The sequence below is a fragment of the Bradyrhizobium sp. Pa8 genome (assembly GCF_052588265.1).
In genome coordinates this window covers 7,318,709-7,338,756 of sequence record NZ_CP176767.1, presented here as the reverse complement: position 1 = coordinate 7,338,756, position 20,048 = coordinate 7,318,709, and the positions used below count along the sequence as shown (strand labels likewise).

Below are 20,048 nucleotides of genomic sequence, written 5' to 3'. Positions count from 1 at the left end.
TCGTCGCGACGCAATCTGCGGCACCGAATGAACCGGAGATCGGCCATTTTGTTGCCTTGCGCTCAGCATCCCATCGTCATTCGCCGCGATTTGGTGCGGCGGCGACGACTCAATCCTCGACGAGACAGGTGCCCCATGGACGAACGTATCTACGGTCAGTCAAGCGCTCAGCAAGCAGGGTTTGCCGGTGTCACGCGCAAGATTCTCGAACGTCTTCCGTTGCCGGGCAATCATCAGGAGCTCATGGTCGTCGAGGTCACCTATCCGCCGGGCGGCGTCGCACCGCTGCACCGGCATCCCGTCGCGGGCGCGATCTACATCGTCGAGGGTGTCGCCGAGTCCGCCTATGGCACCGACGAGCCACGGCAATACCGGGCGGGCGAGACGTTGCAGGACCGAGCGGATCTCCCACATACCCTGTTTCGCAATTGCGATCCGGAACGTCCGCTCCGTTTCCTGACCATCTACGTGCTCGAACCCGGCCGCTCCTACACGCTGGAGCCGTGAAGTAGCCCACAGGATGGGTTTCGCTCCGCTCTACCCATCCTGCGAGCCATGGCTTGCCGTCCGCGAACACGCGCGTTGCACGCAGCTGTGATCGTGGAACCCCGCCGCGCAAGTAACGACGGACGCTCCCCTCCGAATAGCCAGTAGCGGACGCTTCGTTCGCCAACAGATGGATGCGCACTCCGGGGAGAAATCGTCGCATGATGGGATTCAACGTCGCAGAGAATGGTGGAGGCTCTTATCGTCCGCTCGCCATTCTCCGCTGGGTCATGGTGATCATATTCGTATCGTTTGGAATGCAGAAATTCACACCACAGTCAGCGCAGGGCATCGCCCAGTTCATCAGCAACAGCCCGTTCATCTCCTGGCTGTCGGTATTCGGCCTGAGGGGAGAGGCCTATGTTCTCGGTGTCGCCGAATTCGTGATTGCGGCGCTGCTCGTGGCCGGCAGTTTCAGTCCGGTCTTGTCGGCGCTGGGTTCATTCATGGGCATGGTGACCTTCGCGATCACGTGGTCGTTCTTCTTCACGACGCCGGGCGTCGTCACATGGAGCCTTTCAACCGATCCGATGGCGTGGAATCTGGCCGGCGAGTTCCTGTTCAAGGACATCGTCCTGCTGTGTGTCTGCGTCGTTCTGTTTGTCGCTTCGTTGCCGCAATCGGTTGTCCGGCTCCGCACCGGATGAGCGTTCAGCATCTCACCGCCGGATGCGGTAGATCACGACGGCTTCGCCGTGATGCATCGTGCTCTTCTCGAGGACGTAGTTCGACTTCTCCAGCACGCGGCGGGATGCGCCATGTCCGACAAAGACGAGGCCGATGAGGGACGGCAGCTCGAGTTGCGTCAGCCCGATCTCGGTCAGCGCCGTCGCGATCTCGCTCGCGAGGCCCTGACCCCAGAATTCGCGCTTGAACGTGTAGGCAATCTCGACTTCGTCCACGCCATCGACGAGGATATGCCGGATCCCCGCCCGCCCGGCGAAGGATCCGTCTTTGCGCAGCACCCACAATCCGAAGCCGTGCTGGTCCCAATGGGCCATGTTGACGGCGAGATAGGTCTTCGTCACCTCGGGCGTGCGCACGCCGCCGAGATAGCGGGACACTTCGGCATCGAGATGCAGCGTGACGAGGTCGTCGAGGTGGTCTTCGCGAAGCCTCTCGGCGGTCAATGTGTCGGTGCCGAAGCGGTCCATGGAGGCTGATAGCCGCTTTGGAGGCCGGTCGTCGATCGCTTTCACGATGCGACACCGAACGACATCAGCGTCGGCTGAACCGCTTCGACTCCGTGTCGAGCCCAGGTTCTGACTTTGCCGCGCCGAGCGCCGCGGCCAGCTCGTCGATATGATAGGGTTTCGGCAGAATCTGCAGACCCGCCAATTCGGCGTCGTGAACGGCGGCTTCGGAGTATCCGCTGGTCAGAAGCACGGGTATGTCGCTTCGCCTTCGCTTGATCTCCCGCGCCAGCTCGACCCCATTCATGCCGCCGGGCATCATGACATCGGAAAAGACGAGGTCGACGGCGCGGCCGTCGGCGAGGGCACCGAGCGCGGCGGCGCCACTCGCCGCGTGCGTGACCTCGTAACCGAGCTGGCCCAGCATCTCGCTCACCAGTGCGGCCACTTCGTCATCGTCTTCGACCAGAAGGATTCGGCCATGATTGCTCTTTTTCGGCCGCGCCATGTTGAGGTCGATCAGCTGTCGCTCCCTGGAAGGAATGCTGAGCGATCGCGGCAGATAGAGTTCGATGCTGGTGCCTCGGCCGACCTCCGATCGAATGCGGACCGTCCCCCGTGACTGCGTCGCAAAGCCATGAACCTGGGCTAGCCCGAGCCCCGAGCCCTTTCCGACCTCCTTGGTCGTGAAGAATGGTTCGAAAACGCGTGACAGGATCTCCGGACTCATGCCGACACCGGTATCGACGACGGACAGGCGCACGTAGTCGCCGGCGATCTGCTCGTCATTCAGATCCGGCAGATTTTCCCCGCGCACGAGAATCGTGCCGCCATTTGGCATGGCGTCGCGGGCGTTGACGGCGAGGTTGAGGATCACGAGTTCGAGCTCGCCGGGATCGACCTCCACCGGCCAGAGCGTGTCCGGAAAATCGAACTCGACGTGGACGTCGCCTCTCAGGCTTCGATCGAGCAGTTCGCGCATGCCGCCCATCTGCGAGGCGACGTCGACGGGCTCCGGCCGGAGCGTCTGCCGGCGGGAGAACGCGAGAAGCTGCCTGGTCAGGCTGGCCCCGCGCTGGGCGGCCTGGACCATCCCGTCCATGAGCCGGCGGCGACGGGCCGGATCGGTCTGGCGGTCGAGCATGTCGAGGCCGCCGGAGATCACCATCAGCAGATTGTTGAAGTCGTGCGCCACCCCGCCGGTCAGCTGTCCGATGGCCTCGATCTTCTGGGCTTGCCGAAGCGTCTCCTCGACCCGCGCGCGCTCGTTCATTTCCAGGCGCAATTGCTCATTGGCTTCCGCGAGGGCCCGCGTGCGCTCGACCACCAGAGTTTCGAGCTCCTGAGCCGCCTGTTCGCGCGCCGCGAACAGGGCCCGGATTTCATATTGCCGCCGCCTTGCGCGCAGGGCCGATTGAATGGCACTGGTCAGCGTCATCGGCTGAACCGGCCGCTCGAGCAGCGAAACGTTACGGAGAAGCGCGACAATGCTGCGGCGCCAGGCGAGGACGGCCGGCTGCTCGCGATGGCTGGTCAGGACGACGAAGGGCAGGTCGGACCAGGGCGGCTGGCTCTCGATCCATTGCGCAAGCGGCGACGTGTCTTTCCCGAACAGCGCTTCCTCGGCAAGGAAAACGGCGCCGACGCCGGCTGCCATCTCGCTGACGAGTTCGGGGAGACTGCGGCAGCTGGTCGCTTCCAGGTGCGAACTCCGGAACAGCTCGACGGAGGCAAGTCCGTCGCGCCCGATCGGAGCAAAGACGAGAACATGGTGATCTCGCTCAGCGCTCATTCAACCGACCCTTCGGGCTTGGGGGACCCGGTGTAACGCGGATTGCCGGAAAAGATGCCGCTGAACTCCTTCAGGGGCGGGCCGAGCGTGATGCCGGCGCGGCTGAGCCGAAATTCGCGGATAGTGTGCTCGTGTTGGCCGCTGCGCTTCTTGACGACAGACAGAGCGCGCCGCACCGTTCCGCCGACCTCGAAATAGCGCAGCATGAGCACCGCATCGCTGAGATAGCTTATGTCGAGAGGCGTATCCATCGGACCGACGAGGCCGTGCTGGGCGAGGACCAGGATGGTCAGCACACCCTGCTGCCCCAGGTAGCTCAGGAGTTCGTGCATCTGCAGGATGAGAAATCGCTCGTCCGGCATCGCGGCCAGATAGCCGTTCAGGCTGTCAATGATGACGAGGCGGGCATTGTCGGCCTCGACGCTCTTTCGCACGTTTGCGGCGAACTCACCCGGCGACAGCTCGGCGGGATCGATCTGCTGAAACCGGACATGTCCCGAATCGACGTGTTCTTGCAGGTGCAGGCCGAGTGTCCGGGCGCGCGCCTCGACCGTGCCGCGGCCTTCATCGAACGCGAAGAACACCGCGTGCTCGCCACGTTCGGCCGCCGCGATGGCATAGGTGAGCGCAACCGATGATTTGCCCACGCCGGCGGCGCCGATCAGCAGCGCATTGGTGCCGCGCTCGAGGCCGCCTCCCAGGAGCTGGTCGAGCTCGGCGTTGCCGCTGGGGGTGAACTCGCCGACGAAGGTCTTGTGATGCTCGGCCGCCACCAGGCGGGGGAATATCCGCAAGCCGCCTTGCTCGATCGTGAAATCGTGGTACCCGCCGCGAAACCTGATGCCGCGCATCTTGATCACGCGGAGCCGGCGCCGCTCGGCGCCGTAGTCGATCGCGAGCTGTTCGAGCATCACCACGCCGTGCGCAATGGAATGGAGCTGCAGATCGTCCTGAGATGACGAGAGATCGTCGAGCAGGACCACCGTGCAATTGCGGTTGGTGAAGAAATGTTTCAGCGCCAGTACCTGCCGCCTGTAGCGAAGCGGGTTCTGGGCAAGCAGGCGCAACTCGGACAGGCTGTCGAGCACGACGCGGGTGGGATTGATCCGCTCGACCTCCTTGAAAACAAGGTTTGTCGTTTCGCTCAGCTCCATCTCGGCGGGATGAAACACCGTGAGCTCGCGTTCCGGATCGAGCGTCGTCTCCGGCGGGACCAGTTCGAAGATGTCGATGCCGTCCAGCGACCAGCCGTGCCGCTGCGCCACGAGGTCCAGCTCGTGCTTGGTTTCGGACAGCGAAACGTAGAGCACGCGCTCTCCGTCCCGCACCCCTCTCAGCAGGAACTGGAGCGCGATGGTGGTCTTGCCCGTGCCGGGCCGCCCCTCGTAGAGATACATCCGGTTGGCGTCGAATCCGCCTCCCAGGATGTCATCCAAGCCGGCGCTGCCGGTCGATATTCTGGACACCTCTCGGGGCGCACTGTCTGCAACAGTGCTGGATGGACTTCTCATTGATCCCCCTTGACGCTTCGAAAAGGGCGCCATCGCCCCTGCGCAAGCTCCAAGGCTCGCACTCGGTTAAGCCGAAAGGCCTTGGGGGAGGAACTCTCAGATCGGCGCGGGGTTCCCTGCTCTTAGGGATGGTCTGACCCGCATCACGACGCCGATCCAGGTCGAAGACGGTATCGCATCGTCACTCGCAGGATGGAGCAGGTCGCGGGCCGGAGCCCAACGTTTCAATCGCCGCATCAACTCGTCAAGTAGCGACTTGATCTGAATCAAGCGCCGGGATCATGGCCGCATCACAACCGCCTCTGTGTGGTTCGTGAGAAGCTGATGTGTGCGATGATCCCGACCTGGTACGTCACCTTTGAAGTGCAAAAGCGGGGTATGCTGCCGAGACAACGGAGTCCTCGCGAGACAAGGACGTTTGTGACGGAGCACGACGCAAAGCTGTTCGCGCGCGCAAAACTCGACGAAGGCCTCGCTGTTTTTGCGGGCACGATCAATCCTCACCTTCCCAGACGGCTCATTCCAGCGTCCGGCATCAACGCGTGGCTTGCCGACGGACAGGACAGCGCTGCGGCGCCCGGCACTTCAAATAGCGACTAAGCACTTTCTCGTGCATAGCGATGACGTTTGAGTGTTGCCATTTTGGTACGGGCCAGGAATCCCCTCGCGCATAGACTTCAGGCTGTTCGCAGCACTTATGCACGCCAGTCTGCATAAGGGCTCGCATTTTTGACGGACGAGATTTGAGCAAAGGGGACGAGACGATGAAAAAGCTTTTGATCGCGCCGATCGGCTTCGCTGCGCTGAGCATGGCGGCTCCGGCCATGGCGGCCGATATGGCCGTCAAGGCGCCGCCGCCGGCACCGGTGGTGGCGGTTTACAACTGGACCGGGTTCTACATCGGCGCCAACGGAGGCTGGGGGCAGAGCCACGGTTGCGTCGATTTGATAACGCCCGCAGGCAACGTCGCAAGTGGTTGCGCCGATCGCTCCGGAGGCCTCGTCGGTGGACAGATCGGGTATCGCTGGCAGACCAATCAGTTCGTGCTCGGCCTGGAAGCCCAGGGTGATTGGGCCGAGATCAAGAACACACGCGTCAGTTTGATCGATCCGTTGATCTCGACCACGGGCAAGACCGATGCGATCGGGCTGTTCACGGCTCAGCTCGGTTGGGCATGGAACGCCTCACTGCTCTACGTGAAGGGCGGCGCCGCCGTGACGCGCAATCGCTTTGACATCTTCAACAATGTCACAGGCGTCGGCCTCGCCTCGGCAGGTCACACGCGTTGGGGCGGTGCCCTGGGTGTCGGCTGGGAGTATGGCTTCACCCCGAACTGGTCGGTCGGTGTCGAATACGACCATCTCTGGATGGGGCGTGACAACACCACCTTCGCAGGCGTTGTCACACCCGGTGGGTTCACCCTCACCGGCAGCGGAGTCACCCAGGATATCGACATGGTCACGGTTCGGTTGAATTACCGCTTCGGCGGTTTCGGCGGTTACGGCGCGCCGCGCTATTGATCCAAAGTCCTCCCAGTGAACTCAGGCTCCGGCATCGACCGGGGCCTCTTTCATGGGAAGCCGAAAACGCGAGGATGTCCGCCAGCGTCAGTTCCGCTGCCGCCTGTAGGTGGATTCGCTCGGGCTGACCATCGGATTCGAGGCGGCGGTCATTCCGAGTTCCCTGAGAGAATGCGGGCGGGGAGGGAGGCTGAGATCGCGTGCATCAGCATTGGACCAACTCCTCAATCTCATGGCGATCGGGCTTGTCAGTCGCGGAGCGTAGGCTGACACGGGGACAGTATCGCGCGGCTCTTGTTCGTGATGTCGAGCTTGTTTGAAAGCGGCGGGTGACTATCGCTCTAAGGTTCGTTGTACCAACGGACATGCAGGATTTGGCGCGTCACGATGCGCCGCCTTGATCTAGCGCAACGTGATTGTCCGCGCGGTTTCCATGCTTCGATGGCTGGATTTCACCAGCTTATGGAGGCGAATATGGATGCAAAACGACTGACTGCGGCGGTTGCCGCATCCGAGTGTGCAGCCTCAATGCTTTCAATCGACAAGGCCGAAGCAAGAGATAGGATCAGCGAATCGAAGGCGGCCTCGCGCCGCCCGCTTTTGATCTGTTGACTTTGGTCGGGACCGTGCGCGCCCAATTGTGTTGATGTTCGCAGCAAGAAGGCAGGTTGGCGCGCAGCAACCGACAAAACTTAAATCAGGAGATGAAGATGACTCGCCTGCTTCTCGCAATTCTAGCGGTTAGCTCAATTCTGGTGTCGGCGGCCTCGATCTCGTCCGCGGCCGAACGCCAGTATCGCCATGGCTATGTCGCCCCGAGCGGTCCGTATGACCTCTACTGCTTGCAGGGGCGGATCTGGGGATACCCGGGCAATTGCCAATTCGCGACCTATGAGCAGTGCATGGCAACCGCTTCAGGGATTCAAGCCTATTGCGGCGTCAATCCGACCTACGCCTTCGCGCAGCAGCGTGCCCCTCGGGGGCAGTGGTATCCGCGCTAGGATCGTTGTCGCTGGTCCGACAATTCTTCGACGATGCCATTCTGCCAGTGTTTTGCCCGACGGTGCAACTCGCGCGCAGCCCGTCGCGCGGGCGATTTTCGCACACGCGCGTAACCCCTTGATTTCACGAACCCCGTCTGCTGTGCATGGGGTTGTTTTCGCAGTTTTGGTTTGAGGGGGCCTTATCCCGCGCCGAGTGCGACCGCGACATTGTAGGTCAGGAGGCTCGCCGCATAGGCCAGCACCAGCATGTAGAAGAAGGTCACGGCCATCCAGGCCCAGCTTCCGGTCTCGCGCCGGATCACGGCCAGCGTGGAGGCGCATTGCGGGGCGAAGATGTACCAGGCCAGCATCGACAGCGCGGTCGCGAGCGACCATTTCGTCGCCAGCACCTGGCCGATCTGCTCGGCGGCTTCCTTGCCGCCTTCGATCGCGTAGACGGTGCCGAGGGCTGCGACCGCGACCTCGCGCGCCGCCATGCCCGGGATCAGCGCGACCGCGATCTGCCAGTTGAAGCCGACGGGGGCGAGCAGGGGCTCGAGCGCCTTGCCGATGATCGCGGCCAGGCTGAAGTCGATCGCGGGTTCGGTGGCGCCCGCGGGCGGCTGCGGGAACGAGGCCAGAAACCAGATCAGCACCATCATCGAGAAGATCGTGGTGCCGGCGCGGTGCAAAAACATCTTGGCCCGCGTGTAGACGCCGATCGCGATCGATTTCAGCCGCGGCATCTTGTAGTCCGGCAGCTCAAGCATGAACGGCGCCGGCGCATAGTCGCGCAGCATGAAGAATTTGATCAGGAACGAGACGAACAGCGCGCTGGTGATGCCGGCGGCGTAGAGGCCGAACATCACGAGGCCCTGGAGGTTGATGAAGCCCCAGACGTCCCTGGCCGGAATGAAGGCGGAGATGATCAGCGTGTAGACGGGAATGCGCGCCGAGCAGGTCATCAGCGGCGCGATCAGGATCGTGGTCAGCCGGTCGCGCTTGTTGTCGATCACGCGCGTCGCCATGATGCCGGGAATGGCGCAGGCAAAGCTCGACAGCAGCGGGATGAAGGCGCGGCCGTGTAGCCCCGCGCCGCCCATGATGCGGTCCATCAGGAACGCGGCGCGCGCCATGTAGCCGAAGTCTTCCAGCAGCAGGATGAACAGGAAGATGATGATGATCTGCGGCAGGAATACGATGACGCTGCCGACGCCTGATATCACGCCGTTCTGAAGGAAGCTCTGCAGCAGGCCGGCGGGCAGGGTGGCGTGCACGAATTCGCCGAGCGCGTCGAAGCCGTTGTTGAGCAGGTCCATCAGCGGCTGCGCCCAGGCGAACACCGCCTGGAACATCACGAACAGGATAGCCGCGAGCACGATCAGGCCGCCGACGGGATGGAGCACCACAGCATCGATCCGCGCGGTCCAGGTGTCGGGTCTAGCAGGCAGGCTGACGCAGTCGGCGATGATGCGATCGGCCTCGCGCTGGGTGGCGCGCAGCTCGGCGACGCTGAGCGCGCGCCAGCTGTTCTCCCGCGGCTCCGCGGCGAGTTTCGCCGAGATCTCGTCCGTCAGCGCCAACAGATCGGCCGTGCCGCTCTTGCGCACCGCGATCGAGGTGACCACGGGCACGCCGAGCTCCTTGGCGAGCCGCTCCACGTCGACGGTGATGCCGCGGCGGCTCGCTATGTCGAACATGTTGAGCACGAGGATCATCGGCCGGCCGGTGCGCTTCAGCTCCAGCAGCAGGCGGATGGTCAGGCGCAGATTGGTCGAGTCGGCCACGCACAGCACGAGGTCGGGCACGGTCTCGCCGGACGCCTTGCCGAGCACGAAGTCGCGGGTGATCTCCTCGTCCGGGCTGCGGCCGCGCAGCGAGTAGGTGCCGGGCAGGTCGACCACCGAGACCTGGCGTCCCAGGGGCGTGACGAAGAAGCCTTCCTTGCGCTCGACGGTGACGCCCGGATAGTTCGCGACCTTCTGTCGGCTTCCGGTCAGCGCGTTGAACAGCGACGTCTTGCCGCTGTTCGGCGTGCCCACCAGGGCGAGATGCAGGAGAGGAGCTTCCATGGGATCAGATTTCCGGTCGCGATCTAAGCGACAATGATGGCCATGGCTTCACGACGGCGGACCGCGATCGTGATGTTGTCGACACGGACGGCGATCGGGTCGCGCCCGACCAGGCCCTCGTGCAGGACCTCGACCCGGGCGCCCTCGACGAAGCCGAGCTCGATCAGCCGGCTCTCGAGCTCGATGTCCGAGAGCGCCGAGCCCGCATCCCCGGCGGAAAGGTGTTGGATGACGCCGATATAGCCGCGCTGGGCCAGGCCCAGCGGCATCCGCGAACGCGTGTCATTGGTGTCGGTCATGCCCTGTATTTTCAACGCAGGGCATTGAGGTCAAGCGCGCGGGTCGGCTGAAACTGCACCTTAGAGTGATTTTAAAGTGCAGAAACCGGGAGGCGCCATTGGAGGACGCCCAAACGCCTACTGGGCCGGGACCTTGTCCGCCTGGATGGCGGCCATGGCGCGGCTCTTGAAGTAGTCGAGGACGAACAGGCGGATCGCCGAGGACAGATTGCCCTGCTGGCGGTTGCCGTCGATCTCGCCGACCAGCTCGGACAGCGTCATGTTGCGCAGGCCCGAGATCTCCTTCATGCCGTTCCAGAACGCCTCTTCCAGGCTGACGCTGGTCTTGTGGCCGGCAACCACGATCGACCGTTTCACCACGGGCGATTTCATGACTGATCCTCGCGATCGATCTGATGCTGGTCCAGATGCGCCTTCGCCTTGTCCGCGCGCGTCTCCTCCGCCGACCGCTCCGCCTTCGTGCGGCCGAACTTCGCCCGGTTGACGTCCGCCTGCTTCGCCGTGGCTTCCCGCTCGGCGCGCTTCCTGAAACGATTCAGGTTGATGACGTTCCCCATGCCGCGTCTCCATCATCCGCTCCTCTTCTGGCAGGATGAAACATTCAGAAACTGGGTGCCGTGTTGCGCCCTATGAGACTTGATCGCCATTCGCTCGTCCTCGTCAATCGGCCTCTCGGGCCATCAAACGATGAATTAGCCCCGTCAAGGGCAGAGAGGCCCGCGTAGCACGCCGCCTCGCCACAACATTGACGGTAATCAAATCCCGTCCCTTAAGCCTTATATTTATGAGCCCCAGGGCACCGTATCATTACGGATGACTATCGGAATTCGGAATTCATCCAGGCCGCGTCATTTTCTCCGGCTGCACCAGGCGGTCGAACTCGTCGGCCGAGACGAAGCCGAGCCGCAGCGCCTCCTCCTTCAGCGTGGTGCCGTTGGCATGCGCGGTCTTCGCCACCTTGGCGGCGTTGTCGTAGCCGATCTTCGGGGCGAGCGCGGTCACCAGCATCAGCGAGCGCTGCATCAGCTCCTTGATGCGCTTTTCGTCGGCGCGGATGCCGCTGACGCAATGTTCGGTGAAGGAGCGCGCGGCGTCCGCCATCAGCCGGATCGAGTGCAGCATGTTGTAGGCGAGCACGGGCTTGTAGACGTTGAGCTCGAAATGGCCCTGGCTGCCGGCGACCGTGATCGCGGTGTGATTGCCGAACACCTGGCAGCACACCATCGTCATCGCCTCGCACTGCGTCGGGTTGACCTTGCCGGGCATGATCGAGGAGCCCGGCTCGTTCTCCGGCAGGATCAGTTCGCCGAGGCCCGAGCGCGGGCCCGATCCGAGCAGGCGGATGTCATTGGCGATCTTGAACAGGCCTGTCGCGACGGAATTGATGGCGCCGTGCGCCAGCACATAGGCGTCGTTCGAGGCCAGCGCCTCGAATTTGTTCGCGGCGCTGGTGAAGGGCAGCTTCGTAATCCCGGTAACGTGCTTTGCGAACAGTCTTGCGAAGCGCGGTTTGGAGTTGAGGCCGGTGCCGACGGCGGTGCCGCCCTGGGCCAGCGGATAGAGGTCCTTCACCGCCACCTTGAGGCGGGCGATGCCGCTTTCGACCTGCGCGGCGTAGCCGGAAAATTCCTGGCCGAGCGTCAGCGGTGTCGCATCCTGGGTGTGTGTCCGCCCGATCTTGACGATCTTTGCGAACTCCTTCTCCTTCTTGCGGAGCGCGCGCTGCAGCTCGCCGAGGGCAGGGACGAGATCGGCATTGATGCGGCTTGCGGCCGCGATGTGCATCGCGGTCGGGAACGAGTCGTTCGACGACTGGCTCATGTTGACGTGATCGTTGGGATGCACCGGCTTCTTGGCGCCGAGCTCGCCGCCGAGCAGCTCATTGGCGCGGTTGGCGATGACCTCGTTGAGGTTCATGTTGCTCTGCGTGCCCGAGCCGGTCTGCCACACGACAAGCGGGAAATGATCGTCCAGCTTTCCCTCGATCACCTCGCGCGCGGCGCGGATGATGGCGTTGGCCCGGCGCTGGTCGAGCAGGCCGAGCGCGAGGTTGGACTGTGCGGCGGCGAGCTTGACGATGCCGAGCGCATGCACGAGCGCGATCGGCATGCGGTCGATGCCGATACGGAAATTCTGGCGCGAGCGTTCGGTCTGTGCCCCCCAATAGCGATCGGCGGGGACCTCGATGGGACCGAAACTGTCGGTCTCGGTACGGCTGGCGGGGCGGGCAGTCTTCGAGCGAGCGGTCTTGGCCATGAGCACATCCATTCTGCGGCACGGAATGCCGTGCAGCCTCTTCATGTGCTCTTCTATATCGGCAGTTTGGCCGGGCGCGACCGTTTCGCGCCCAACCTAGATCATTTCTTGCGGAAACGATCGAGCCGCACCACCTCCGCGCCGCCCTGGTTCGGGGCGGTCGGCTCCTCGGCGCTTTCCGCCGGCTCGCTGGCAGGCGCGGGCACTGCGACGGCCGACGGCGCGGGAGCGGCCGGCAACGTCTCGGGCGAGACCTCGGCGACATCGGAGGTGTCGAACTGGAGGCCGAATTTCACGGACGGATCGAGGAAGCTCTTGATCGCGCTGAACGGCACGATCAGCCGCTCCGGAATGCCGCCGAATGACAGGCCGACCTCGAAACGGTCCTCGAGCACGGTCAGATCCCAGAACTGGTGCTGGAGGATGATCGTCATCTCTTCCGGGTATTGCGCCAAGAGCCGCGACGACAGCTTCACGCCCTCGGCCTTCGACACGAAGGTGATGAAGAAATGGTGCTCGCCCGGCAGCCCATGGGACGCGGCATCGGTCAGCACCTTCCGCAGCACGCCGCGCAGCGCGTCGCGGGCCAGCACATCGTATCGGATATGATCGGTCGCCATGGTGGTCCTGTTGCATTCCAGGAGTTGAGCCCTGCCGGCCCGACTCGCCAAGTCGCAATAGTACCGCGCCTGATGGGTCAGCAGGAGTCCCCGCCGGGAAGGAAATAAGAGGTAAGTGGAGGCTTCTGTTGCCAGGTGCCTCCGAACCCCGCCTAACGGAGCTTAACCCGTTAGGACTTTAAGATGGTCTTTCAAACTGCGTTACGCAGCCTGAGCAACCGGAGCAAAGTTGTCGTTGGCAACTATTGCAGTAGCCCGATAACGGCGGAACAATACCGGGAAAAAGCACGCCCTTTACGCCCTCGTCGATCCTATTTCGCCCCCGCCAAAACCCGCTCTGGGTGAGCCCGCTGGTGGGCTTTGGTGGAGGCGCCGGGTACCGCCCCCGGGTCCGAATGGTTTATTGCGACGACCGTTTATTTCCATAGCCGGCGAACCGGCAGCCCCAATATAGGGGGCAAAGGTTTCAAAAAACAGAGGTTTCGAGTGGGGACCCCACGGTTCTCTTTGGATAGGTTCCGGCCGGCCTCCGGTAAGATCTTGGCCGCATGGCGGGCTGCGTTCTAAGCTCCTGACATGTCCCCGGATTCAGCACCGGCCGCCCAAGAGCCGGACCGTCCAGCTACCCACGCCCCTCCACCCGGCCTCGTTGCGCTGTTCCTGGCCTTCGCCCGGATGTCGCTGGCCGGCTTTGGCGGGGTCCTGGTGTTTGCCCGCCACGCCATCGTCGATCAGCACCGCTGGATGACGGCGGACGAGTTCAACGAGACCTTTGCGCTCTGCCATTTCCTGCCCGGGCCCAACATCGTCAACCTGTCGATGGTGTTCGGGTCGCGGCTGCGCGGGATCGCCGGCGGCGTTGCCGCCTTTACCGGGCTGTTGCTGCCGCCGACGGTGATCATGACCGTGCTTGCGATCATCTACGCCCGGTTCGGCGACGTGGAGGTGCTGCGCCGCATCCTCGCGGGCATCTCCTGCGCGGCAGTCGGGCTGCTGATCGCGGTGGTCTTCCGCATGATGATGCCGTTGCTCAAGCGGATGGACGTCGTCGTGCTCATTCTCATGCTCGGCGTGTTCGTTGCGATCGGCGTGCTTCGCCTGCCGCTCCAGGCGGTGCTGCTGGTCGCGATTCCCGTCAGTATCGGCGTCACATATTGGATGCGGCGGAAGGTAGCAGCATGAACAGCGAAAACCCGATCTGGGCGCTGATCTCCACCTTTGGTCTAATGTCGCTATTCGCAGTCGGCGGCGCTGCGGCCGCGGTGCCGGAGATGCACCGCATCGCGGTCGACGTGCATCACTGGATGACCGAGAAGCAGTTCGCAGACGCCTATGCGATCGCGCAGCTCTCGCCAGGTCCGAACGTACTTATCGTCACGTTAATCGGCTATGCCGTCGCCGGCATCCCCGGCGCGCTGGCGGCGACGCTGGCGATGTGCCTGCCGACGGCGCTGCTTGCCTATTATGTCAGCCGTCTGTTGAGCCGGCCCAGCCAATCGCGCTGGCCCGCCTTGATTCAGACTGCACTGGTTCCGCTATCGATTGGATTGATGGCAGCCAGCGCCCTGATCCTGGCCCAGTCGACCGATCGCACCTTTGCTGCGCTGCTTCTGACCGCGGCGGTTGCAGTGCTCGCATCCGTCTCGCGCATCAATCCACTCTGGCTTCTGCTCGCCGGAGGCCTGTTTGGTTTTGCTGGCATTGTGTAATGAAAATCGCTAGGCAGTGATCCGGGCGGGGGATCCTTTTCCAGCCGATTAGAACAACAGTGCTCGTGACTTAGGAGTCGCGGAGGAGACAAGCATGGCCGACACGATGGGCCACTCGGCGACTGCCACCCGAAACACCTCGGTGGCGCTCGGCTTCTGCCTGCTGGCGATAGCGCCGCAGATTTTCGAATTCATCTGGTCGATCGGGACGATCTTCGGCTGGGGTGCCGGGCGCGGCCCACTGCAGGTCGTAACCAGCCATGCGACGGCGCTGCTCGCCGGTGCGCCCAGTACCATATTCGGATCGTTCGGTGGCGGCACCAAGAAGGCGTCACCCGAGGTGCTGCTGGCGCTGATCTATTCCTATCCGCTGTTTGCGGTGGCGATCCTCACGCTGTTCATGACGATCCGGTCGGCGCAGGACTATGTCGGCGGCGTCATCCTGATGGCGCTCGCCCTGTTCGCGCTGTGGGCGTCGAGCGATCTGCAGGGCATGCGCGGCTTCTCCTTTGGCGCCGGCACGGCACCGCGGATGTTCGGTGGATTGCTGGTGGCCTTGTCGGCCGGCATCGCCCTGACCGGCCTTCTGACCAATGGGCCGGCGATGGCCCATTATTCCTGGCGCGGGCCTCTGTTCGTGATGGTCGCGATCCTGTTTTTCGCGCTGGCGATCCGGCCGCTCGGCCTCGTGGTCACGGCCTTCGTGAGCTTCATGATTGCAGCGCTGGGCTCGCATGAGACGCGCTGGCTGGAGGCCGCCATCGTCGGCGCCTGCCTGACGCTCGGCTGCGCAATCCTGTTCCCGTATGTGCTCGGGTTGCCGATGCCGATGTTCCCGCGTTTCCTGGTTCAGTGAGGGTGTAATGGAGCTCTTTGCCAACCTCGCTCACGGTTTTGCCGTCGCGTTCTCTCCGATCAACCTGCTGATGTGCCTGATCGGTGCCCTCGTGGGCACGCTGGTCGGCGTGTTGCCGGGCATCGGTACCATCGCGACGGTCGCGATGCTCCTGCCGATCACTTTCGGCCTGCCGCCGGTCGGCGCGCTGATCATGCTCGCCGGCATCTATTACGGCGCCCAGTATGGCGGCTCGACCACGTCGATCCTGGTCAACATACCCGGTGAGGCGACATCGGTCGTCACCGCCATCGACGGCCACCAGATGGCCAAGCAGGGCCGCGCCGGCCCGGCGCTGGCGATCGCCGCGATCGGCTCGTTCTTCGCCGGCTGCGTTGCGACCATTTTGATCGCCGTGCTCGGCGCGCCACTCACAAAGCTCGCGCTGGCGTTCGGCCCGGCCGAGTATTTCTCGCTGATGGTGCTCGGCCTGATCTTCGCGGTGGTGCTGGCCAAAGGCTCGGTGCTGAAGGCGATCGCGATGATCGTGTTCGGCCTGCTGCTGTCGATGGTCGGCTCGGACATCGAGACCGGCGCCTCGCGCATGGCCTTCAACATTCCGGAGCTTGCCGACGGCCTCGGCTTCGCGACGGTGGCGATGGGTGTATTCGGCTTCGCCGAGATCATCCGCAACCTCGACGCCGGCGCCGAGATGAATCGCGATCTCGTGCAGCAGAAGATCACCGGCCTGATGCCGACCAGGAAAGACCTGGCCGACTCGACGCCTGCGATCCTGCGCGGCACCGTGCTCGGCTCGATCCTCGGCATTCTGCCGGGCGGCGGCGCGGTGATCGCGTCGTTTGCCGCCTATACGCTCGAGAAGAAGCTCGCCAAGAACCCGTCGCGGTTCGGCCGCGGCGCGATCGAGGGCGTGGCGGGGCCGGAAAGCGCCAACAATGCTGCGGCGCAGACCTCGTTCATTCCGCTGCTGACGCTCGGCATCCCGCCGAACGCGGTGATGGCGCTGATGGTCGGCGCGATGACCATCCACGGCATCGTGCCGGGCCCGCAGGTCATGCAGAAGCAGCCGGATCTGGTCTGGGGCATGATCGCCTCGATGTGGATCGGCAATCTGATGCTGATCATCATCAACCTGCCGCTCGTTGGAATCTGGGTGCGGCTGCTGCGGGTGCCTTACCGGCTGATGTTCCCCTCGATCGTGATCTTCTGCGCGATCGGCATCTACTCGGTGAACAACGCACCGGTCGACGTCATCCTCGCGGGCGTCTTCGGTCTGGTCGGCTACTGGCTGATCAAGCACGATTTCGAGCCGGCGCCGCTGCTGCTCGGCATGGTGCTCGGACCGCTGATGGAAGAGAACCTGCGTCGTGCGCTTCTGATCTCGCGCGGTGACTGGAGCGTGTTCCTGACGCGTCCGTTGTCGGCGGTACTGCTGGCGATCGCGGCGTTTCTGCTGATCCTCACGGTCCTGCCGGTGCTGCGCGCCAAGCGCGACGAGGTGTTCACCGAATCCGAGAACTGACCGCGCCTGCGTCGTCGCGGCGTCCTGCGTCGGCACGCCGCATTCGGAAGTCGAATCGACTTGTGTGACCTCTTCGTGAAATGAAAATGCCGGCCCTGTGGCCGGCATTTTTGTTTTACGTCCGAGGGATCGAGATGACTTCCATTCGCGCGCTTGCGGGCGCATGTGCCGCGGCGTTCGCATCGTTGTGCGCCTTTGTCGCACCGGCGGACGCGCAGACCTATCCGACGCGCAGCATCACCATGATCGTGCCGTTCGCGGCCGGCGGACCGACCGACGTGATTTCGCGCATCGTCACCGGGCACATGGCGCAGACGCTCGGACAGAGCATCATCATCGAGAACGTGGTTGGCGCCGGCGGCACCACCGCGACCACGCGCGCTGCGCGCGCGGCCAATGACGGCTATACGCTCATTACCGGGCATATGGGCACACATGCCGCCTCGGTGCCGCTCTATCCGAAACTCGCCTACCACCCGGAAAAGGATTTTGAGCCGGTCGCGCTGCTCGCGGGCACGCCGATCCTGATCCTGGCGCGCAAGGACTTTCCGCCGAAAGACCTCAAGGAGTTCGTCACCTACGTGAAAGCGAACGCCGAGAAGGTCAACGCCGCGCATGCCGGCGTCGGCTCGGTCTCGCACGTCTCCTGCGAGCTCCTGCACTCGATCCTCGACGTCAAGCCGGTCGGCGTGCCCTTCAACGGCACGGGCCCCGCGATGAATGCGCTGGTGGCCGGACAGGTCGATTACATGTGCGACCAGATCGTCAATGCCGTGCCGCAGATCAATGCCGGCACCATCAAGGCCTATGCGATCGCGACGGCCGAGCGCAATCCGTCGCTGCCGAACGTGCCGACGACGGCGGAGGCCGGCCTGCCTGCATTCCAGGCCCAGGCCTGGAACGCGATGTTCGCGCCGAAGGGAACCTCACCCGCGATCATCGCGAGCCTGAATGCCGCCGCCATCAAGGCGCTCGACGACGAGACCGTGAAGAAGCGCCTGCTCGAGCTCGGCAGCGTCATTCCGGGTCCCAAGGACCGGACGCCGGAGGCGCTGGCGACCCTCGTCAAGAACGAGATCGCGAAGTGGACCCCGGTGCTCAAGCCGGCAACTTAACCAGCACTTTCAAGCCGATAGGCGAGGGGCGGGACGTAAGTTCCGCCCCTTGTTGTTTGCGCCGGGAACAGCCACTTTTCGGGGTATAATGCGTTTAAACAGCGAATCGCAGCTGTCGTAGCGCGGGGCGCGCCGTTAAGTTCGCCGCCTCCCCAAAGGCTGCCGTCTTCCCAAAGGTTTTTGGCACATGCACCAGTATCAAGACCTGCTCGAGCGGATTCTTTCAGACGGCGCCGAGAAGACCGACCGGACCGGCACCGGCACGCTGTCGGTGTTCGGCCATCAGATGCGCTTCAACCTGTCCGCCGGCTTCCCGATGCTGACCACCAAGCGGCTGCCGCTGAAGGCGATCGTGCATGAGCTGTTGTGGTTCCTGAAGGGCGACACCAACATCAAATATCTGCGCGACAACGGCGTCACCATCTGGGACGAGTGGGCCGATGCCAATGGCGATCTCGGGCCGGTTTATGGCCATCAGTGGCGTTCCTGGCCCACGGCCGACGGGCGCCGCATCGACCAGATCGCCAATGTCATCGACATGATCAAGCGCACTCCGGATTCTCGCCGGCTGATCGTCACCGCCTGGAATCCCGCCGACGTCGAGAAGATGGCGCTGCCGCCCTGCCACCTGCTGTTCCAGTTCTATGTCGCGAACGGCAAACTGTCGTGCCAGCTCTATCAGCGCTCGGCCGACGTGTTCCTCGGCGTGCCCTTCAACATCGCCTCCTACGCGCTGCTCACCTTGATGGTCGCGCAGGTCACGGGATTGAAGCCCGGCGACTTCGTGCATTCGCTCGGCGACACCCATCTCTATTCCAACCACCTGGAGCAGGCGCGGCTTCAGCTCACGCGCGCGCCGCGCGCGTTGCCGGTGATGCGGATCAACCCCGATGTGAAGGACATCTTCTCCTTCCGGTACGAGGATTTCGAGCTCGTCGGCTACGATCCGCATCCGCACATCAAGGCGGAAGTCGCGGTCTAGCGCAAATGTCGCTCAACATCCGCCGCGCGCGCGCCGGCGAAGCCGGGCTCGTTCTTGCTTTCATCCGAGAGCTTGCCGAATACGAAAAGCTTTCGCACGAGGTCGAGGCGACCGAGGCGATGATTGCGGAAGCGCTGTTCGGCGAGCGTCCGCAGCTCTATTGCGCGATCGCCGAGTGGGACGGCGAGGCGGTCGGCTTTGCAGTGTGGTTTGCGAATTTCTCCACCTTCAGCGGCCGCCAAGGCATCTATCTCGAAGATCTCTTCGTGCGGCCGTCGCATCGGGGCAGGGGCCTCGGCAAGGCGCTGCTGGCCTACCTCGCGAAGGAGTGCGTCGACAACGGCTGGTCGCGCCTGCAATGGTCGGTGCTCGACTGGAACGCGCCGTCGATCGCGTTCTACAAATCGCTCGGCGCCGTCATGATGGACGACTGGACGCTGTGCCGCGTCACAGGCCCGGCACTGACACGACTTGCCGGGAGCGCGACCTGATGGAGATCGTCTTCGTCGTCGCGATTGCGGAGAACGGCGTCATCGGCGCCGGCAACGCGATCCCATGGCGATTGAAATCCGACATGGCGCGCTTCAAGGCGCTCACGATCGGCAAGCCTGTAATCATGGGCCGCAAGACCTTCGAATCCCTGCCGCGGCGGCCGCTTCCGGGCCGTACCAACATCGTCATCACGCGCCATGCGGATTATCGCGCCAATGGCGCCATCGTCACGTCGTCGGCTGCCGATGCAGAGGCGGTTGCCCGCGGCGATGCCCTGCGGCGTTCGGTCGCCGAGATCGCGGTGATCGGCGGCGCCGAGATCTTTCGGCAATGGCTCGATCGCGCCGACCGCCTCGAAATCACCGAGGTGCATGCGCGCCCCGAAGGCGACACGCATTTCGACATCGCCAAGGCAGAGTGGGATGAGGTCGAGCGCATCCGTCATCCTGCCGGACCCGACGACAGCGCCGACTACTCCTATGTGACATATCGTCGGCGGGCGGGCAATTAACCGCATTCGTCAATGTTTACATTGACTTTTTCGTGCCCGAGCATAGCTCGAAAGACGGCCCGGGCCGCGTTGTAAGGGACTTGCCTGTCCCCTATAAAGCCGGACCGGACAAAGCGGGCGGGGGCAAAT

The 20,048-nt window shown here is 63.6% G+C and carries 22 protein-coding genes and 1 other RNA gene; 13 read left to right on the top strand and 10 right to left on the bottom strand.

Going from position 1 to position 20,048, the window contains the following annotated elements; translation table 11 throughout:
- Window positions 1–135: 135 nt before the first annotated feature.
- Complete coding sequence (locus ACKWRH_RS34825) at window positions 136–507, top strand: cupin domain-containing protein (RefSeq protein ID WP_445217205.1); 372 nt, start codon at window positions 136–138, stop codon at window positions 505–507.
- Window positions 508–707: 200 nt separating this feature from the next.
- Window positions 708–1,193 carry a YkgB family protein gene (locus ACKWRH_RS34820; RefSeq protein ID WP_445217204.1) on the top strand — a complete coding sequence of 162 codons (486 nt, stop codon included), beginning with the start codon at window positions 708–710 and terminating at the stop codon, window positions 1,191–1,193.
- A 12-nt stretch (window positions 1,194–1,205) separates the two neighbouring features.
- Here ACKWRH_RS34820 and ACKWRH_RS34815 read toward each other — a convergent pair whose 3' ends face one another.
- From ACKWRH_RS34815 to ACKWRH_RS34805, 3 genes are all read right to left on the bottom strand, one after another.
- A complete protein-coding gene (locus tag ACKWRH_RS34815) occupies window positions 1,206–1,700 on the bottom strand; it encodes a GNAT family N-acetyltransferase (protein ID WP_445222530.1) in 495 nt (164 codons plus the stop codon).
- 64 nt (window positions 1,701–1,764) lie between these two features.
- A complete protein-coding gene (locus ACKWRH_RS34810) occupies window positions 1,765–3,471 on the bottom strand; it encodes an ATP-binding protein (RefSeq protein ID WP_445217203.1) in 1,707 nt (568 codons plus the stop codon).
- Window positions 3,468–4,982, bottom strand: a complete 1,515-nt coding sequence (locus ACKWRH_RS34805; protein ID WP_445217202.1) for an ATPase domain-containing protein — start codon at window positions 4,980–4,982, stop codon at window positions 3,468–3,470. The genes ACKWRH_RS34810 and ACKWRH_RS34805 overlap by 4 nt, the downstream gene beginning before the upstream one ends.
- Window positions 4,983–5,315: 333 nt before the next feature.
- On the opposite strand from ACKWRH_RS34805, the gene ACKWRH_RS34800 reads away from it, so the two are divergent.
- From ACKWRH_RS34800 to ACKWRH_RS34790, 3 genes are all read left to right on the top strand, one after another.
- Complete coding sequence (locus tag ACKWRH_RS34800) at window positions 5,316–5,582, top strand: hypothetical protein (RefSeq protein WP_445222529.1); 267 nt, start codon at window positions 5,316–5,318, stop codon at window positions 5,580–5,582.
- A gap of 164 nt (window positions 5,583–5,746) precedes the next feature.
- Window positions 5,747–6,502: an outer membrane protein gene (locus tag ACKWRH_RS34795; protein WP_445217201.1), complete on the top strand. Its 756-nt coding sequence runs from the start codon at window positions 5,747–5,749 to the stop codon at window positions 6,500–6,502.
- Window positions 6,503–7,212: 710 nt separating this feature from the next.
- Window positions 7,213–7,503 (top strand): DUF3551 domain-containing protein, encoded by a 291-nt coding sequence (locus ACKWRH_RS34790; protein WP_445217200.1) that lies wholly within the window; start codon window positions 7,213–7,215, stop codon window positions 7,501–7,503.
- Between the two features lie 182 nt (window positions 7,504–7,685).
- Here ACKWRH_RS34790 and feoB read toward each other — a convergent pair whose 3' ends face one another.
- The 7 genes from feoB to ssrA all read right to left on the bottom strand — a co-directional run bounded on the left by feoB (window position 7,686) and on the right by ssrA (window position 13,212).
- On the bottom strand, window positions 7,686–9,557 hold the full coding sequence (gene feoB, locus ACKWRH_RS34785) for a ferrous iron transporter B (protein WP_445217199.1): 1,872 nt from the start codon (window positions 9,555–9,557) through the stop codon (window positions 7,686–7,688).
- Between the two features lie 23 nt (window positions 9,558–9,580).
- Entirely contained in the window at window positions 9,581–9,856 is a 276-nt protein-coding gene (locus tag ACKWRH_RS34780) for a FeoA family protein (RefSeq protein ID WP_014493043.1), read from the bottom strand.
- A 117-nt stretch (window positions 9,857–9,973) separates the two neighbouring features.
- Window positions 9,974–10,228, bottom strand: coding sequence for a ribbon-helix-helix domain-containing protein (locus tag ACKWRH_RS34775; protein WP_282520594.1), 255 nt, complete (start codon window positions 10,226–10,228; stop codon window positions 9,974–9,976).
- On the bottom strand, window positions 10,225–10,413 hold the full coding sequence (locus ACKWRH_RS34770; RefSeq protein ID WP_028156439.1) for a DUF4169 family protein: 189 nt from the start codon (window positions 10,411–10,413) through the stop codon (window positions 10,225–10,227). Before ACKWRH_RS34770 ends, ACKWRH_RS34775 begins: the two co-directional genes overlap by 4 nt.
- A gap of 277 nt (window positions 10,414–10,690) precedes the next feature.
- Window positions 10,691–12,124, bottom strand: a complete 1,434-nt coding sequence (gene fumC, locus ACKWRH_RS34765; RefSeq protein WP_445222528.1) for a class II fumarate hydratase — start codon at window positions 12,122–12,124, stop codon at window positions 10,691–10,693.
- A gap of 89 nt (window positions 12,125–12,213) precedes the next feature.
- Window positions 12,214–12,732, bottom strand: a complete 519-nt coding sequence (locus ACKWRH_RS34760) for an SspB family protein (protein WP_028147704.1) — start codon at window positions 12,730–12,732, stop codon at window positions 12,214–12,216.
- Window positions 12,733–12,846: 114 nt separating this feature from the next.
- Window positions 12,847–13,212, bottom strand: a transfer-messenger RNA (tmRNA) gene (ssrA, locus tag ACKWRH_RS34755).
- Between the two features lie 96 nt (window positions 13,213–13,308).
- On the opposite strand from ssrA, the gene ACKWRH_RS34750 reads away from it, so the two are divergent.
- The 8 genes from ACKWRH_RS34750 (at window position 13,309) to ACKWRH_RS34715 (ending at window position 19,919) form a co-directional block, all read left to right on the top strand.
- The gene (locus ACKWRH_RS34750; RefSeq protein ID WP_445217198.1) at window positions 13,309–13,914 is read left to right on the top strand and encodes a chromate transporter; all 606 of its coding nucleotides are present in this window, start codon (window positions 13,309–13,311) and stop codon (window positions 13,912–13,914) included.
- On the top strand, window positions 13,911–14,441 hold the full coding sequence (locus tag ACKWRH_RS34745; RefSeq protein ID WP_282520597.1) for a chromate transporter: 531 nt from the start codon (window positions 13,911–13,913) through the stop codon (window positions 14,439–14,441). The genes ACKWRH_RS34750 and ACKWRH_RS34745 overlap by 4 nt, the downstream gene beginning before the upstream one ends.
- A 94-nt stretch (window positions 14,442–14,535) precedes the next feature.
- Window positions 14,536–15,297 (top strand): tripartite tricarboxylate transporter TctB family protein, encoded by a 762-nt coding sequence (locus ACKWRH_RS34740; RefSeq protein WP_445217197.1) that lies wholly within the window; start codon window positions 14,536–14,538, stop codon window positions 15,295–15,297.
- A 7-nt stretch (window positions 15,298–15,304) separates the two neighbouring features.
- Window positions 15,305–16,819, top strand: coding sequence for a tripartite tricarboxylate transporter permease (locus tag ACKWRH_RS34735; protein ID WP_445217196.1), 1,515 nt, complete (start codon window positions 15,305–15,307; stop codon window positions 16,817–16,819).
- Window positions 16,820–16,953: 134 nt separating this feature from the next.
- Complete coding sequence (locus tag ACKWRH_RS34730) at window positions 16,954–17,934, top strand: tripartite tricarboxylate transporter substrate binding protein BugD (protein ID WP_445217195.1); 981 nt, start codon at window positions 16,954–16,956, stop codon at window positions 17,932–17,934.
- Window positions 17,935–18,121: 187 nt separating this feature from the next.
- Window positions 18,122–18,916, top strand: coding sequence for a thymidylate synthase (locus ACKWRH_RS34725; protein WP_445217194.1), 795 nt, complete (start codon window positions 18,122–18,124; stop codon window positions 18,914–18,916).
- Between the two features lie 5 nt (window positions 18,917–18,921).
- Window positions 18,922–19,407: a GNAT family N-acetyltransferase gene (locus ACKWRH_RS34720; protein ID WP_445217193.1), complete on the top strand. Its 486-nt coding sequence runs from the start codon at window positions 18,922–18,924 to the stop codon at window positions 19,405–19,407.
- Window positions 19,407–19,919, top strand: coding sequence for a dihydrofolate reductase (locus ACKWRH_RS34715; protein WP_445217192.1), 513 nt, complete (start codon window positions 19,407–19,409; stop codon window positions 19,917–19,919). The genes ACKWRH_RS34720 and ACKWRH_RS34715 overlap by 1 nt, the downstream gene beginning before the upstream one ends.
- Window positions 19,920–20,048 lie beyond the last annotated feature (129 nt).

Bases quoted from the DNA above. Each gene is read 5' to 3' on its own strand.
- ACKWRH_RS34810 (WP_445217203.1), bottom strand. From the start codon at position 3,471: ATGAGCGCTGAGCGAGATCACCATGTTCTCGTCTTTGCTCCGATCGGG.
- ACKWRH_RS34790 (WP_445217200.1), top strand. From the start codon at position 7,213: ATGACTCGCCTGCTTCTCGCAATTCTAGCGGTTAGCTCAATTCTGGTG.
- ACKWRH_RS34800 (WP_445222529.1), top strand. From the start codon at position 5,316: ATGATCCCGACCTGGTACGTCACCTTTGAAGTGCAAAAGCGGGGTATG.
- ACKWRH_RS34805 (WP_445217202.1), bottom strand. From the start codon at position 4,982: ATGAGAAGTCCATCCAGCACTGTTGCAGACAGTGCGCCCCGAGAGGTG.
- feoB (WP_445217199.1), bottom strand. From the start codon at position 9,557: ATGGAAGCTCCTCTCCTGCATCTCGCCCTGGTGGGCACGCCGAACAGC.
- ACKWRH_RS34730 (WP_445217195.1), top strand. From the start codon at position 16,954: ATGACTTCCATTCGCGCGCTTGCGGGCGCATGTGCCGCGGCGTTCGCA.
- ACKWRH_RS34825 (WP_445217205.1), top strand. From the start codon at position 136: ATGGACGAACGTATCTACGGTCAGTCAAGCGCTCAGCAAGCAGGGTTT.
- ACKWRH_RS34720 (WP_445217193.1), top strand. From the start codon at position 18,922: ATGTCGCTCAACATCCGCCGCGCGCGCGCCGGCGAAGCCGGGCTCGTT.
- ACKWRH_RS34740 (WP_445217197.1), top strand. From the start codon at position 14,536: ATGGCCGACACGATGGGCCACTCGGCGACTGCCACCCGAAACACCTCG.
- ACKWRH_RS34770 (WP_028156439.1), bottom strand. From the start codon at position 10,413: ATGGGGAACGTCATCAACCTGAATCGTTTCAGGAAGCGCGCCGAGCGG.
- ACKWRH_RS34815 (WP_445222530.1), bottom strand. From the start codon at position 1,700: ATGGACCGCTTCGGCACCGACACATTGACCGCCGAGAGGCTTCGCGAA.
- ACKWRH_RS34760 (WP_028147704.1), bottom strand. From the start codon at position 12,732: ATGGCGACCGATCATATCCGATACGATGTGCTGGCCCGCGACGCGCTG.
- ACKWRH_RS34715 (WP_445217192.1), top strand. From the start codon at position 19,407: ATGGAGATCGTCTTCGTCGTCGCGATTGCGGAGAACGGCGTCATCGGC.
- ACKWRH_RS34780 (WP_014493043.1), bottom strand. From the start codon at position 9,856: ATGACCGACACCAATGACACGCGTTCGCGGATGCCGCTGGGCCTGGCC.
- ACKWRH_RS34795 (WP_445217201.1), top strand. From the start codon at position 5,747: ATGAAAAAGCTTTTGATCGCGCCGATCGGCTTCGCTGCGCTGAGCATG.
- ACKWRH_RS34775 (WP_282520594.1), bottom strand. From the start codon at position 10,228: ATGAAATCGCCCGTGGTGAAACGGTCGATCGTGGTTGCCGGCCACAAG.
- ACKWRH_RS34725 (WP_445217194.1), top strand. From the start codon at position 18,122: ATGCACCAGTATCAAGACCTGCTCGAGCGGATTCTTTCAGACGGCGCC.
- ACKWRH_RS34735 (WP_445217196.1), top strand. From the start codon at position 15,305: ATGGAGCTCTTTGCCAACCTCGCTCACGGTTTTGCCGTCGCGTTCTCT.
- ACKWRH_RS34820 (WP_445217204.1), top strand. From the start codon at position 708: ATGATGGGATTCAACGTCGCAGAGAATGGTGGAGGCTCTTATCGTCCG.
- ACKWRH_RS34745 (WP_282520597.1), top strand. From the start codon at position 13,911: ATGAACAGCGAAAACCCGATCTGGGCGCTGATCTCCACCTTTGGTCTA.
- fumC (WP_445222528.1), bottom strand. From the start codon at position 12,124: ATGGATGTGCTCATGGCCAAGACCGCTCGCTCGAAGACTGCCCGCCCC.
- ACKWRH_RS34750 (WP_445217198.1), top strand. From the start codon at position 13,309: ATGTCCCCGGATTCAGCACCGGCCGCCCAAGAGCCGGACCGTCCAGCT.